Source organism: Bradyrhizobium sp. B025, assembly GCF_042257955.1.
Lineage (GTDB): Bacteria > Pseudomonadota > Alphaproteobacteria > Rhizobiales > Xanthobacteraceae > Bradyrhizobium > Bradyrhizobium diazoefficiens.
On record NZ_CP170150.1, the window covers coordinates 463,300 to 477,410 of the forward strand.

Below are 14,111 nucleotides of genomic sequence, written 5' to 3' on the forward strand. Positions count from 1 at the left end.
GTCCTTGGTTCGCGTGAGGCCATCGCTCTCTCGTTCCCTTCCCCGTAAGGGGGGAGGGAACGTACCGCCATCGGCGCGGTAGGCGAGGCTCATCCCATCAGTTCCAGATCCAACATTGCGATAACAGCCTGATCGGAGTGTGAAATCGCCGAGCGATGAAGCTACGCTTGACACTAATACGTACGTACGTATTATTCTGCTCATGCCAAAGCCCTCGCTCAAAGACGCCATCCTCGACGCCGGCCTCAAGGTCATGTTCCGGACCGGCTATCACGGCACCAGCGTGCGCGACGTCACCGCTGCGGCGGGCGCGCCGCAGGGGTCCTTCACCAACCATTTCCGCTCCAAGGAAGCGTTCGCTTCGGAGGTGCTCGACCGCTACTTCGACGTCACCAGGGGGCTGGTCGCAGAAGCGCTTGAGGACACGACGCTGACGCCGCGCGCGCGCCTCAAGCGCTATCTCGACATCATCACCGGCCGGCTCGAGGCCGACGGTTATGGTCGTGGGTGTCTGATCGGCGATCTCAGCCTGGAGGCGACCGGCAGCAGCGAAATGCTGCGTACGCGCCTGACCGAGATTTTTGCCGAATGGCGCGTGCCGTTCGCGGCCTGCATCGCCGAGGCTCAGGCGCGCGGCGAGATCGCATCCGATTTCGAGCCCGGGGAGCTTGCCGACTTCCTGCTCGCGTCCTGGCAGGGCGCGATCCTGCGCATGAAGGTCGATCGCAATCCGAAAGCGCTCGAACGTTTCAAGACCATCGCATTTCAGACCGTGTTCAAGGAGCTGACATGAGCAAGCCAATCGAGATCGAGATTCGCAGAGCGCCCGTGCTGGGAAGCAGCATGGCTTACCGCGAGACGGGTGCGCAGGATGCGCCGGTCGTGCTGTTCCTGCACGGCAACCCGACCTCGTCGCACATCTGGCGCAACATCCTGCCGTTGGTGTCACCGGTCGCGCATTGCATTGCGCCCGATCTCATCGGCTTCAGCCAATCCGGTAAGCCTGACATCGCCTACCGCTTCTTCGACCATGTCCGCTATCTCGATGCGTTCATTGAACAGCGCGGCGTCACATCGGCCTATCTCGTCGCGCAGGACTGGGGCACGGCGCTCGCATTTCATCTCGCCGCGCGCCGGCCGGACTTCGTACGCGGATTAGCCTTCATGGAATTCATCCGCCCGATGCCGACCTGGCAGGATTTCCACCATACCGAGGTCGCGGAGGAGCAAGATCATGCCGAGGCGGCGAGGGCGGCCTTTCGCAAGTTCAGGACGCCGGGCGAGGGTGAGGCCATGATCCTCGAGGCGAATGCGTTCGTCGAGCGCGTTCTGCCCGGCGGAATCGTCCGCAAGCTCAGCGACGAAGAGATGGCGCCCTATCGCACGCCGTTCCCGACGCCTGAGAGTCGTCGCCCCGTTCTTGCGTTTCCCCGCGAGCTGCCGATCGCAGGCGAGCCTGCCGATGTCTATGAGGCGCTCCAATCCGCCCATGCGGCGCTGGCCGCATCTTCCTATCCGAAACTGCTGTTCACGGGCGAACCGGGCGCGCTCGTCTCGCCGGAATTTGCCGAGCGGTTTGCGGCCTCGCTGACGCGTTGCGCGTTGATCCGGCTCGACGCGGGATTGCACTATCTGCAGGAGGACCACGCTGACGCAATCGGCCGATCGGTGGCCGGCTGGATCGCCGGCATCGAAGCGGTGCGTCCGCAGCTCGCCGCGTGAGGAGGATGAGATGTCGGATGTGACGATCGTCTATTGCCGTCCCTGCGGCTACGAGAAGCGTGCGAAGGAAGCCGCCGCAGCGCTGCGCCGGCAACTGGCGCTGGAGGCGGATCTCGTGGCCGGCAAGGGCGGCATCTTTCAGGTCAAGCTCGGCGACAGGATTGTGGCCAGCCGCAGCAAGGGCCATTTTCCCGGCACCGACGAAATCGTCGCAGCCGTCACCGCGGCGCGGCATTGATCCGGGGAGGCACGCAGATGCCGGTCGTCTGGAACGAAGATCCGGCGGCAATCGACTGGAACGAGCTTTCCGCGCTCTACCGCACCGCACCGCTCGGCAACAAGACACCAGCCGATCTCGCGCTCGTGTTCGGCAACAGCATGTTCTGTGCCTTCGCTTACGACCAAGGCCGGCTGGTTGGTGCCGGCCGAGCGCTGGCGGACGGCCGCGACTGCGCCTACCTCTGTGATGTCGCGGTGCGCCCGGACTGTCAGGGGCAAGGCCTCGGCCGCGAGATCATCGAGCGGCTGCTGGCGCGATGCCGCGGACATCGCAAAATCATCCTCTATGCGGTGCCTGGCAAAGAGGGCTTTTATGAGCGTCTCGGCTTCCGCCGGATGACGACGGCCATGGCGATTTTCGACGACCAGGCCAGTGCCTATCGGCGCGGCTATCTGACCGCCCCTTAAGCTACTGTTGCGCCGCACCTGTTTGGTGCATCGGAAAATCCGTCCAGAACGACCCCGTCGCCCCTCTTTCAACAGCCGGGCGCGGCCCATAGATTGACGTCGGCTTAAAACGTGACGGAACATTGCGCGGCCGAAATCATCAAAACTTCATGGCGTCTGCGCAGGATTGCCATGGAGATTCGCGTCAGCCTTGCCGCCGAAAGCGCCAAACCGTGCATCCAGAGCCCGCAACCCTGCCTAAAATATTGAAGGCACGTGATTTTGTTCGAATTGGCGAATTCCACTCCGCCCCAAAACGCGCTAGTGGAGGGTTAGGGGGCATGCGCGATGCCGGAGCCGGCGGCGAGGGTTCGTTGAGTGCCTGTGCGTCGTTTGCCTGTTCGCCGGCCGTCCTGGCCGCTGAAGCGTTGTTCGAGGTCTAGATGCTGGAAGCCATACGCAGGGCGATGACGTTTCTGCGCCAGAAGCAAGTCCTGCATAAGCTTGGAGTTGTGATCAGCGTCGCGGTCATCGGCATCGCTTGCTATGTGCTCTACCACATGCTGCGCGGCATCGACTTCAACGAGGTGATCGAGGCGATCAAGAGCACCGAGCCGAGCCAGATTGCGATGGCGGCGCTGTTCGTGGCCGCGGGCTATTTCACCCTGACCTTCTACGACCTGTTCGCCGTGCGTGCGATCGGCCACGCCCATGTGCCTTACCGCATCAATGCGCTCGCCGCCTTCACCAGCTATTCGATCGGCCACAATGTCGGCGCCAGCGTCTTCACCGGCGGCGCGGTACGCTACCGCATCTATTCGGCCTATGGGCTGAACGCGATCGATGTCGCAAAGATTTGCTTCCTCGCCGGCCTGACCTTCTGGCTCGGCAATGCCGCCGTGCTGGGCCTCGGCATCTCCTACCATCCGGAGGCGGCGGCCTCGATCGACCAGCTTCCGCCCTGGCTGAACCGGACGCTGGCGCTGATGATCATCGTGGGACTGGTCGGCTATGTGGTCTGGGTTTGGACCCAGCCGCGGGTGGTCGGCCGCGGGCCCTGGACCGTGGTGCTGCCGGGCGGACCGCTGACGCTGCTCCAGATCGCGATCGGCATCATCGATCTCGGATTCTGCGCGCTCGCGATGTACGTGCTGGTCCCGGACGAGCCCAATCTCGGATTCGTCGTGGTTGCCGTGATCTTCGTCTCGGCCACCCTGCTCGGCTTTGCCAGCCACTCGCCCGGCGGCCTCGGCGTGTTCGACGCCGCCATGCTGGTCGGCCTCTGGCAGATGGACCGGGAGGAACTCCTGGGCGGCATGCTCCTGTTCCGCGTCCTCTATTATCTGTCCCCCTTCGTCATATCTGTAATCTTGCTGACGTTTCGCGAAGTTATAATCGGCGCCCGATCGAAGCGTTTGCAGCAGGCGGCGCTCAAGCTCGACCCCGGCCCGGCGCGTGAAGCCGCCTATGTGAGAGAGCGCAGCGACGGCACCGCCTGACGGCGCCAAGCCTTTAGGACAAAGCCTTTAGGACGAAGCCGTTAGGACAAGCCCCTAGGAGAAGCCCGCCCCGATGGCGATTGACGCCCCATCTTCTCCCACCGCGCAGCCCTGGTCCGACCGGCTGCGGCACTCGACGATCATCCTGATCGCCGCGGCGCTGGCGCTGTCGGTCGTGGTCTCGCTCGGCGAATTGTCGGTGTTGCACGCCGTTGCCGTGTTCCTCTGCATCGCCGCTGCGGCGCTGATCCCCTGGCGGCTGCACGACACCGCCGCCTCGCGCGACGATGTCAGGCGCATCAACCCGGTCGAGAGCGCCGCAGTGGCCGCGGTCGTCGCCGGCATGCCGGATCCGGCGGTGCTGCTCGACCGCGCCGGCCGCGTCATCCATCTCAATGCGGCTGCCGCCCAGCTTGCCCCGGCGCTGCGCAGGAACGAGCTCGCCCAGTTCGCGCTGCGCTCGCCGGAGATCATCACCGCGCTGCGCGAGTCGATCGCGACCACCGAGCCGCGGCGCGCGACCTATCTCGACCATGTCCCGGTCGATCGCTGGATGGAGCTGATCATCACGCCGGTGCCGGTGCCGACCACCTTCGGCGGCGCCGACAAATGCATGCTGATGACCTTCCACGACCAGACGCCGCTGCGCCGGGTCGAGGAGATGCGCGCCGACTTCGTCGCCAATGCCAGCCACGAGCTGCGCACGCCGCTCGCCGCGCTGTCGGGCTTCATCGACACGCTCCAGGGCCAGGCCAAGGACGACCCCAAGGCGCGCGAGCGCTTCCTCGGCATCATGCACAACCAGGCCACCCGCATGGCGCGCCTGATCGACGATCTGCTTTCGCTGTCGCGGGTCGAGCTGTCGGCCCATGTGCGCCCCGACACCCTGGTCGACCTGCTGCCGATCATCCGCCAGGTCGCCGACGGGCTCGAGCCGCTGGCGCGCGAGCGCCAGGTCGAGGTCGAGATCCATCTGCCGGAGCCGCCGGTGATGATCGCGGGCGACCGCGAGGAGCTGCTCCGCCTGTTCGAGAACCTGATCGAGAACGCGCTCAAATACGGCGCCTCGGGCGGACGCGTCATCGTGTCACTAACCTCAGGCGCCGCCACTGATGGAACTCAGGAAATCCGGGTCATGGTCCGGGATTTCGGCCCCGGCATCGCGCCCGAGCACCTGCCGCGGCTGACCGAGCGGTTCTACCGGGTCGATGTCGGCGACAGCCGCTTGCAGGGCGGGACCGGGCTCGGATTATCGCTGGTGAAACATATTCTTAACCGGCATCGCGGCCGGCTTTTGATCGAAAGCGTGCCCAAACAGGGCGCCACTTTCACCGCCTGTTTTCCCCAGATCAGGCCCCCGGTGACAGTCTGAAATTCAAGCGATTTCAATCGCTTGGGGCTGTCATCCGACTGTCACGAAACCTTCGTAAAAGCACAGCCGACCGCTCCTAAAGGGGCGGCACGGGGAGCGCGATCGGGCGCGGATGGCGCTTCGCTCCCCTGTATGGAGACCAGCATGAATTTCCTCAAAACGATCGTCGCTGCCGGCTTGGTCGCCGCATCGACGACGGCGGCCTTTGCTGCCGATATCACCGGCGCCGGCGCGACGTTCCCGTTCCCGATCTATTCCAAGTGGGCCGACGCCTACAAGAAAGAGACCGGCAACGGTCTGAACTACCAGTCGATCGGCTCCGGCGGCGGCATCAAGCAGATCCAGGCCAAGACCGTGACCTTCGGCGCCAGCGACGCGCCGCTCAAGGCCGAGCAGCTCGAGAAGGACGGCCTCGTCCAGTGGCCGATGGTGATGGGTGCCATCGTTCCGGTCGTCAACATCGAGGGCGTGAAGCCGGGCGAGATGGTGTTCGACGGCGAGACGCTCGCCAGCATCTATCTCGGCAAGATCACCAAGTGGGACGATGCCGCGATCAAGAAGCTCAATCCGAGCCTGAAGCTGCCCTCGGAGGCGATCACCGTCGTCCGCCGCTCCGACGGTTCGGGCACCACCTTCAACTTCACCAACTACCTCTCCAAGGCCAGCGCGGACTGGAAGAGCAAGGTCGGCGAGGGCACGGCCGTCGAGTGGCCGGTCGGCGTCGGCGCCAAGGGCAACGAGGGCGTGTCCGGCAACATCGGCCAGACCAAGAACTCGATCGGTTACGTCGAGTACGCCTATGCCAAGCAGAACAAGCTGACCTACACCGGTCTCGTCAACAAGGCCGGCAAGCCGGTGCAGCCGACCGTCGAGGCCTTCCAGGCGGCCGCCTCGAACGCCGACTGGGCCAAGGCGCCCGGCTACTACGTCATCCTGACCGACCAGCCCGGCGAGAAGTCCTGGCCGATCACGGCGGCGACCTTCATCCTCATGCACAAGGATGCCACCGACAAGGCGGCCTCGCAGGAAGCCATCAAGTTCTTCCGCTGGGCCTTCAAGAACGGCGGCAAGGCGGCTGAGGAGCTCGACTACATCCCGATGCCCGAGGGCGTCGTGACCCTGATCGAGAAGACCTGGGCTGCCGAGATCAAGAGCTAAGCGCGGCTGTCCCGGCCTGGGTGCCGGGATCTCAAAAGACCTCCGCTCCGGATCGGCCTCGTGCCGCATCCGGAGCGCAAGACCAACAACAAGCGTATATAACGGGTACAGGGGATCGGCGTGGCAGAGATGGCCGTTCAGAGCGATGTAATCGACGACGCCGGACCGTACGATCGCGCCAAGGCCTTGAGCGCGTTCAAGCTCGGCGACGTCACCTTCTACTGGATCACGCGGCTCTCCGCGATCTCGGTGCTGCTGATCCTTGGCGGCATCATCGTTTCGCTGATCGTCGGCGCTTTCCCGGCGATCAAGGAATACGGCTTCTCCTTCCTGTGGACGCAGCGCTGGGCGCCGTCGGCGGATCCGCCCGTGCTCGGCGCGCTCGGGCCGATGTACGGCACGCTCGTCACTTCCTTCATCGCGATGCTGATTGCCATTCCCGTTGGCCTCGGCATTGCGATCTTCCTCACCGAGCTCTGTCCGCAATGGCTGCGCCGCCCGATCGGCATGGCGATCGAGCTGCTCGCCGGCATTCCCTCGATCATCTACGGCATGTGGGGCTTCTTCGTGCTGGGCCCGTTCCTGGCCAACACCTTCCAGCCCTTCATGATCAAGATCTTCGACGGCGTCCCTGTCCTGGGCGCGATCTTCGCGGGGCCCCCGTCCTATCTCAGCCTGTTCAACGCCGCGCTGATCCTCGCCATCATGGTGCTGCCCTTCATCACCTCGATCTCGGTCGATGTGTTCAAGACGGTGCCGCCGGTGCTGAAGGAGGCCGCCTACGGCGTCGGCTGCACCACCTGGGAAGTCGTGCGCAGCGTGGTGATCCCCTACACCCGCGTCGGCGTCATTGGCGGCGTCATGCTGGCGCTGGGTCGCGCGCTCGGCGAGACCATGGCGGTGACGTTCATCATCGGCAACTCGTTCCGCATCTCCTCCTCGATCTTCGCGCCGGGCACCACGATCTCGGCGGCGATCGCATCCGAGTTCGCCGAGAGCGACGGCTTGCACCAGTCCGGCCTGATCCTGCTCGGCCTTCTGCTGTTCGTGCTGACGTTCTTCGTGCTCGCTGCGGCACGGCTGATGCTGATGCGGCTGGAAAAGAAGGCGGGGAACTAACGCCATGAACCCGATCTATTCACGCCGCCGCCGCAAGGACATCGTCGTTCGCGGACTCTGCATCGCCGCCGCCGCCTTCGGCGTCACCTGGCTTGCGCTGATCCTGATCACGCTGCTTTACAACGGCATCGCCGGTCTGAACCTCGAGATTTTCGTGGCAGACACGCCGCCGCCGGGCTCGACCGAAGGCGGCCTGCGCAACGCCATCGTCGGTTCGATCATCATGACCGTGCTCGGCGTCGGCATTGGCGCGCCGCTCGGCCTGTTCGCCGGCACCTATCTCGCGGAGTACGGCCGCAACGACCGCCTGACCTCGGTGATCCGCTTCATCAACGACATCCTGCTCTCGGCGCCCTCGATCATCATCGGTCTGTTCATCTACGGCGCGGTGGTGGTGCCGATGCGCGGCTTCTCGGCGATCGCAGGCAGCCTCGCGCTCGCCGTCATCGTCATCCCGGTGGTGCTGCGCACGACCGAGGACATGCTGCTGCTGGTGCCGAACGCGCTGCGCGAGGCGGCGTCCGCGCTCGGCCTGCCGCGCTCGCTGGTGATCAAGCGGATCGCCTATCGTGCCGCCCGCTCCGGCCTCATCACCGGCGTGTTGCTAGCCACCGCCCGCGTCGCCGGCGAGACCGCGCCGCTGCTCTTCACCGCGCTGTCGAACCAGTTCTTCAGCCTTGGCCTGAACAAGACGATGGCGAACCTGCCGGTCACCATCAACAACTTCGTCCAGAGCCCCTACGCCTATTGGAAGCAGCTCGCCTGGAGCGGCGCGCTGCTGATCACGATTACCGTGCTTGCCCTGAATATTGGCGCGCGCATCCTTGGCGCCGAGAGGACCGCAAAATGAGTGAGCTTTCCGTATCGATGAGCGCGGCCGGTGGGCTGCCCCAGGCGCCGCTGCTGCCGGAAGCGCCGGCCAAGGTGACGGTGCGCAACCTCAACTTCTATTACGGCGAGCACCACGCGCTGAAGAACATCAACCTGACGCTCGGCACCAACCGCGTCACCGCGTTCATCGGCCCGTCCGGCTGCGGCAAGTCGACCCTGCTGCGCATCTTCAACCGGATGTACGACCTCTATCCGGGGCAGCGCGCCACCGGCCAGCTCATGCTCGACCAGACCAACATCCTCGACGGCAAGCTCGACCTCAACCTGCTGCGCGCCCGCGTCGGCATGGTGTTCCAGAAGCCGACGCCGTTCCCGATGACGATCTACGAGAACATCGCCTTCGGCATCCGCCTCTACGAGAAGATCTCGAAGTCCGAGATGGACGACCGCGTCGAGAAGGCGCTGCGCGGCGGCGCGCTGTGGAACGAGGTCAAGGACAAGCTCAACGCCTCCGGCCTGTCGCTCTCCGGCGGCCAGCAGCAGCGCCTCTGCATCGCCCGCACCGTCGCGGTGCGGCCCGAGGTGATCCTGTTCGACGAGCCCTGCTCGGCGCTCGACCCGATCTCGACCGCCAAGGTCGAGGAGCTGATCCAGGAATTGTCCGAGAACTACACGATCGCGATCGTCACCCACAACATGCAGCAGGCGGCGCGCGTCTCCGACAAGACCGCGTTCATGTATCTCGGCGAGCTGATCGAGTTCGACGACACCAGCAAGATCTTCACGTCGCCGAGCGACCGGCGCACGCAGGATTACATCACCGGCCGGTTCGGCTGAGGAGACGGGACATGGGTTCTGAACATACCGCAAAGGCCTTCGACACCGACCTCCAGGAGCTCACCCGGCTCGTCGCCGAGATGGGCGGGATCGCCGAGCGCATGATCGTCGATTCCGTCGACGCGCTGATCCGCCGAGACGTCGCGCTCGGCCAGCGCGTCGTCGCCACCGACACCGAGCTCGACGCGCTGCAGAAGCGCATCGAGGAGCGCGCCGTGCTCACCATCGCCCGCCGCCAGCCGATGGCGGTCGATCTGCGCGAGATCGTCGGCGCCATGCGCGTTGCGACCGATCTCGAGCGCATCGGCGACCTCGCCAAGAACATGGGCAAGCGCGTCGCGGCGCTGGAGACGGATTTCCATCCGCTCAAGCTGTTCCGCGGCCTCGAGCACATGACCGACCTCGTGCAGCAGCAGGTCAAGTCGGTGCTGGACGCCTATGCCGCGCATGATCTGCCGGCGGCGATGGCGGTGTGGAAGGGCGACGAGGAAGTCGACGCCATCTGCACCTCGCTGTTCCGCGAGCTCCTCACCTACATGATGGAGGATCCGCGCAACATCTCGTTCTGCATCCATCTGATGTTCTGCGCCAAGAACATCGAGCGGATCGGCGACCACGCCACCAACATCGCCGAGACCGTGTTCTACATGATCGAGGGCCAGGCGATCACCGACAAGCGGCCGAAGGGCGACATGACGACCTTCGCCACGACGGTCCCGAATACCTGAAGACTTAAGGAGCGACGACACCATGGGCGCACGCATTATGGTGGTTGAGGACGAGGAAGCTCTCACCGAGCTTCTCCGCTACAACCTCGAAGGCGACGGCTATGATGTGGAGACGGTGATGCGCGGCGACGACGCCGACACCCGCCTCAAGGAACACATCCCCGATCTGATCGTACTCGACTGGATGCTGCCGGGACTGTCAGGCATCGAGCTGTGCCGCCGGCTGCGGACCCGGCCCGAGACCAAGCAGCTCCCGATCATCATGCTCACCGCGCGCGGCGAGGAGAGCGAGCGGGTGCGGGGTCTTGCGACCGGCGCTGACGACTACATCGTCAAGCCGTTCTCGGTGCCGGAGCTCCTGGCGCGCGTGAAGGGCCTCCTGCGGCGCGCAAGCCCGGAGCGGCTCGCCACGGTGCTGGCCTATGGCGACATCGAGCTCGATCGCGACAAGCGCCGCGTCGCGCGCTCGGGCCGGCCGATCGACCTCGGCCCGACCGAATATCGCCTCTTGGAGTTCTTCCTGGAGCATCCCGGCCGCGTGTTCTCGCGCGAGCAGCTGCTCGACAGCGTCTGGGGCCGCGACATCTACATCGACGAGCGCACCGTCGACGTCCACATCGGCCGCCTGCGCAAGCTGCTCAATCTCGGCCGCGAGCAGGATCCCATCCGCACCGTCCGCGGAGCCGGCTACGCGCTGGATGATCGCTTTGCGAAGGCGGAGCAGACGTAAGGTTTGCAGGCGTTGGTTTAGCGGGCTACAGCCACACTCTCAGTGTCGTCCCGGACAAGCGTAAGCGCAGATCCGGGACCCATAATCACAGGGCGTGGTTGTCGCGCGAAGAAGGTAACTCCGAGTCCCCGTAGCCACATCTTGCGGTCGTTATGGGTCCCGGATCTGCGCGCGCTTCAGGCGCGCTTGTCCGGGACGACATCGAGTTTGTTGGGCCGTCAACGCGTGACGGCCGTCGCTCGATTTCAGAACAAACTCACCGCGAGGGCTTCGCCGGTGCGCGCCGGCGATCCGCGGCGGGCTGATATGCCACGCGCGAGTGCTGCGCGCAGTAGGGCAGGCCCGACAGCGCCCTGCCGCCGCAGAAGAAGAAATCCGGGCTCGAGGGATCGCCGACCGGCCAGTGGCAGGTCGCCTCGTTCAGCTCCAGCAGCGACAGCCGCTGGCTCATCGGCACCACGTTGTCGTAGGTGACCGGTTCGGCCTCCACCTCGACCTCGAAGGCCTGCGCCAGCGCGGTGTTGCCGCGCGCAATGGGGCGGCTCACCCGCATCATGTGCTGCGCGGGGCGCGCCTTGCGCGGCCGCGGAGCCGCCGATGAGGGGCTCTTGGCGCGGCCGGATAGGCCGAGCCTGTGTACCTTGCCGATCACGGCATTGCGGGTCACGTTCCCGAGCTCGGCTGCGATCTGGCTGGCCGATAATCCGGCCTCCCAGAGCTTTTTCAACTGCTCGACGCGATCGTCGGACCAGGTCAAAACCGTCATTGCACCCTTTCCCTCGCCGTGCGGCTGCCATCCTGGCGCCTCGCGGCGAATGCCTAAGCCTCGAAAAACCCGTGCCGTCAGAATCCCTTAAGGCTCGCCGGGCGCGCCGATAACGCCCGAACGTCTACGCCGGTACATGAGGACTTAGAGGATCAGAAACACTGCACGAGATGTCGTATCTGACAAGCCAAACGCTACAATATGGCGTGACTCACGCGCAAGAGTCCGCCGACTCGCTTCCACATGTTCCGTGGCGAAAACCCCGCAATTTCGGCTCCGCAAGACTACGGATTCAGCGTTTCGCGAGGCTTTCGGGCGGCATTGACACCGGTTTCACCAGGCATAAGATAGTGTCACGTGCCGCCCTTAAAAGGCGGCACGTTTCGTTTTCCGGGCCGGTCAATGGTGCGCTGCGTGAGCGTGTTCAGGCCGTCCGCAACATCAAGTGATCGTCATGACTAACAGCGCAGCGCCGCATTTGCTTCCCGTTTTCGCCAGATCCGACCTCGGTTTCGAGCGCGGCGAAGGTTGCTGGCTGATTGCGACCAATGGCGATCGCTATCTCGATTTTACCTCCGGCGTCGCCGTGAACGCGCTCGGCCACGCCCATCCCGCGCTGGTCAAGGCGCTGCAGGAGCAGGCCACAAAACTCTGGCACATGTCGAACCTGTTCCAGAGTCCGGACGGCGAGAAGCTCGCGACGCGCCTGTGCAATGAAAGCTTCGCGGACTTCGTGTTCTTCTGCAATTCCGGCGCCGAGGCGCTGGAAGGTGTGATCAAGCTGGTCCGCCATCATCACTTCTCCAAGGGTCATCCGGAACGTTACCGCATCATCACCTTCGAAGGCGCCTTCCACGGCCGCACGCTGGCGACGCTGGCTGCGACGGGATCTGCAAAATATCTCGAAGGGTTTGGTCCGCCGATGGATGGCTTCGACCAGGTCCCGCATGGCGACATCGAGGCCGTGAAGAAGGCAATCGGTCCGCAGACCGCCGGCATCCTGATCGAGCCGATTCAGGGCGAGGGCGGCGTGCGTTCCGCAACGCCTGCGTTCCTCAAGGCATTGCGCCAGCTTTGCGACGAGAAGGGCCTGCTGCTCGCCTTCGACGAGGTGCAGACCGGCATGGGCCGCACCGGCGATCTGTTCGCGCATCGGCGTACCGGCGTCACACCTGACGTGATGTCGCTGGCCAAGGCGCTCGGCGGCGGCTTCCCGATCGGTGCGATCCTGGCCACCGCGGACGCGGCGGCCGGCATGGGTCCCGGCTCGCACGGCTCGACCTTCGGCGGCAATCCGCTCGCGGTCGCGGCGGCGAATGCCGTGCTCGACGTCATGCTGAAGCCCGGCTTCTTCGACCATGTGCAGAAGATGTCGCTGCTGCTCAAGCAGAAGCTCGCCTCCGTGATCGATCGTCATGGCGATGTCGTCAGCGAGGTGCGCGGCGAGGGCCTCCTGATCGGCATCAAGGCCGTGGTGCCATCAGGCGATCTCGTCGCGGCGCTGCGTAACGAGAAGCTGCTCACGGTCGGCGCCGGCGACAATGTCGTGCGTTTCCTGCCGCCCTTGATCGTCACCGAAGCCGAGATCGAGGACAGCGTCGGGCGGCTCGAACGCGCCTGCGCCGCGATCTCGTCCAGTCAGACCAAGCGGGCGGCAAGCTGATGAGCAAGTCGCCGAAGCACTTCCTCGATATCAACGAGCTCCCGCTGTCGGAGCTCAAGAGCATGCTCGATGCCTCCTCCGCCATGAAGGCGAAGCAGAAGGCGCATCAGCCGGTGAGGCCGCTCGAAGGCAAGACGCTGGCGATGATCTTCGAGCGCCCGTCGACCCGCACGCGGGTGTCGTTCGACGTCGCCATGCGCCAGCTCGGCGGCGAGCCCATCATGCTCACCGGCGCCGAGATGCAACTCGGCCGCGGCGAGACCATCGCCGACACCGCGCGCGTGCTGTCGCGCTATGTCGATGCCATCATGATCCGCATCCTCAACCACGACGCCCTGCTCGAGCTTGCGGCCAACGCGACCGTGCCCGTCATCAACGGCCTGACCCGGCGCTCGCATCCCTGCCAGGTGATGGCCGACCTTCTGACCTATCAGGAGCACCGCGGCCCGATCGAGGGCCGGACGGTGGCCTGGACCGGCGATGACAACAACGTGCTGGCGTCCTGGGCGCATGCCGCGGAGCGCTTCAAGTTTCAGCTCAATGTCGCAACGCCTCCGGAGCTTGCGCCGAAGAAGGCGATGCGCGACTGGATCAAGGCTTCAGGCGCGCCGATCATGCTCGGCACCGATCCGGAAGCCGCCGTGCGCGGCGCCGATTGCGTCGTCACCGACACATGGGTGTCGATGGGCGACAAGGAAGGCGAGCACCGCCACAACGTGCTCAAGCCATACCAGGTCAATGCCAAGCTGATGTCGCTGGCCAAGCCCGACGCGCTGTTCATGCACTGCCTGCCTGCCCATCGCGGCGAGGAGGTCACCGACGAGGTGATCGACGGCCCGCAATCGGTCGTGTTCGACGAGGCCGAAAACCGCCTGCACGCGCAGAAGGGCATTCTGGCCTGGTGTTTTGACGCGGTGAAGTAAGTTTGGCGTAGGCCCGGCGGCCGCCTCGCATGCAACTGTCGTCCTGGCTTTCGCCAGGACGACGCGGAGGTTGCTGTCCTTGCATACGTCCATTCTG

At 64.9% G+C, this 14,111-nt stretch carries 15 protein-coding genes; 14 read left to right on the forward strand and 1 reads right to left on the reverse strand.

The genetic code is table 11. The annotated features are described in order from the left end of the window. Nucleotides 1–202 precede the first annotated feature (202 nt). The 12 genes from ACE10W_RS02070 (at nucleotide 203) to phoB (ending at nucleotide 10,662) form a co-directional block, all read left to right on the forward strand. Nucleotides 203–793: a TetR/AcrR family transcriptional regulator gene (locus ACE10W_RS02070; protein WP_028172732.1), complete on the forward strand. Its 591-nt coding sequence runs from the start codon at nucleotides 203–205 to the stop codon at nucleotides 791–793. Beyond that, a complete protein-coding gene (locus ACE10W_RS02075) occupies nucleotides 790–1,722 on the forward strand; it encodes a haloalkane dehalogenase (protein ID WP_304550400.1) in 933 nt (310 codons plus the stop codon). Before ACE10W_RS02070 ends, ACE10W_RS02075 begins: the two co-directional genes overlap by 4 nt. 10 nt (nucleotides 1,723–1,732) lie before the next feature. Next, complete coding sequence (locus tag ACE10W_RS02080; RefSeq protein WP_304550402.1) at nucleotides 1,733–1,960, forward strand: SelT/SelW/SelH family protein; 228 nt, start codon at nucleotides 1,733–1,735, stop codon at nucleotides 1,958–1,960. A 17-nt stretch (nucleotides 1,961–1,977) separates the two neighbouring features. Beyond that, the gene (locus ACE10W_RS02085) at nucleotides 1,978–2,409 is read left to right on the forward strand and encodes a GNAT family N-acetyltransferase (protein WP_304550404.1); all 432 of its coding nucleotides are present in this window, start codon (nucleotides 1,978–1,980) and stop codon (nucleotides 2,407–2,409) included. Between the two features lie 422 nt (nucleotides 2,410–2,831). Further along, entirely contained in the window at nucleotides 2,832–3,887 is a 1,056-nt protein-coding gene (locus ACE10W_RS02090) for a lysylphosphatidylglycerol synthase domain-containing protein (RefSeq protein ID WP_011083909.1), read from the forward strand. A 73-nt stretch (nucleotides 3,888–3,960) separates the two neighbouring features. After that, the gene (locus tag ACE10W_RS02095) at nucleotides 3,961–5,259 is read left to right on the forward strand and encodes an ATP-binding protein (protein ID WP_011083910.1); all 1,299 of its coding nucleotides are present in this window, start codon (nucleotides 3,961–3,963) and stop codon (nucleotides 5,257–5,259) included. Nucleotides 5,260–5,403: 144 nt separating this feature from the next. Further along, nucleotides 5,404–6,417, forward strand: a complete 1,014-nt coding sequence (pstS, locus tag ACE10W_RS02100) for a phosphate ABC transporter substrate-binding protein PstS (RefSeq protein ID WP_028172737.1) — start codon at nucleotides 5,404–5,406, stop codon at nucleotides 6,415–6,417. 129 nt (nucleotides 6,418–6,546) lie between these two features. Continuing rightward, nucleotides 6,547–7,536, forward strand: coding sequence for a phosphate ABC transporter permease subunit PstC (pstC, locus tag ACE10W_RS02105; RefSeq protein ID WP_028172738.1), 990 nt, complete (start codon nucleotides 6,547–6,549; stop codon nucleotides 7,534–7,536). 4 nt (nucleotides 7,537–7,540) lie between these two features. Then, the gene (pstA, locus tag ACE10W_RS02110) at nucleotides 7,541–8,386 is read left to right on the forward strand and encodes a phosphate ABC transporter permease PstA (protein WP_011083913.1); all 846 of its coding nucleotides are present in this window, start codon (nucleotides 7,541–7,543) and stop codon (nucleotides 8,384–8,386) included. Continuing rightward, entirely contained in the window at nucleotides 8,383–9,204 is an 822-nt protein-coding gene (gene pstB / locus ACE10W_RS02115) for a phosphate ABC transporter ATP-binding protein PstB (RefSeq protein WP_011083914.1), read from the forward strand. Before pstA ends, pstB begins: the two co-directional genes overlap by 4 nt. 11 nt (nucleotides 9,205–9,215) lie before the next feature. Next, on the forward strand, nucleotides 9,216–9,932 hold the full coding sequence (gene phoU, locus ACE10W_RS02120; protein WP_011083915.1) for a phosphate signaling complex protein PhoU: 717 nt from the start codon (nucleotides 9,216–9,218) through the stop codon (nucleotides 9,930–9,932). 22 nt (nucleotides 9,933–9,954) lie between these two features. Beyond that, on the forward strand, nucleotides 9,955–10,662 hold the full coding sequence (gene phoB, locus ACE10W_RS02125; protein WP_008143479.1) for a phosphate regulon transcriptional regulator PhoB: 708 nt from the start codon (nucleotides 9,955–9,957) through the stop codon (nucleotides 10,660–10,662). A 256-nt stretch (nucleotides 10,663–10,918) separates the two neighbouring features. Here phoB and ACE10W_RS02130 read toward each other — a convergent pair whose 3' ends face one another. Further along, a complete protein-coding gene (locus ACE10W_RS02130; protein WP_011083916.1) occupies nucleotides 10,919–11,428 on the reverse strand; it encodes a GcrA family cell cycle regulator in 510 nt (169 codons plus the stop codon). A 454-nt stretch (nucleotides 11,429–11,882) separates the two neighbouring features. On the opposite strand from ACE10W_RS02130, the gene ACE10W_RS02135 reads away from it, so the two are divergent. Both ACE10W_RS02135 and argF read left to right on the forward strand, forming a co-directional pair. After that, nucleotides 11,883–13,091 carry an aspartate aminotransferase family protein gene (locus ACE10W_RS02135; RefSeq protein ID WP_304550422.1) on the forward strand — a complete coding sequence of 403 codons (1,209 nt, stop codon included), beginning with the start codon at nucleotides 11,883–11,885 and terminating at the stop codon, nucleotides 13,089–13,091. Next, nucleotides 13,091–14,014 (forward strand): ornithine carbamoyltransferase, encoded by a 924-nt coding sequence (gene argF / locus ACE10W_RS02140; protein ID WP_011083918.1) that lies wholly within the window; start codon nucleotides 13,091–13,093, stop codon nucleotides 14,012–14,014. The genes ACE10W_RS02135 and argF overlap by 1 nt, the downstream gene beginning before the upstream one ends. Nucleotides 14,015–14,111: the final 97 nt, after the last annotated feature.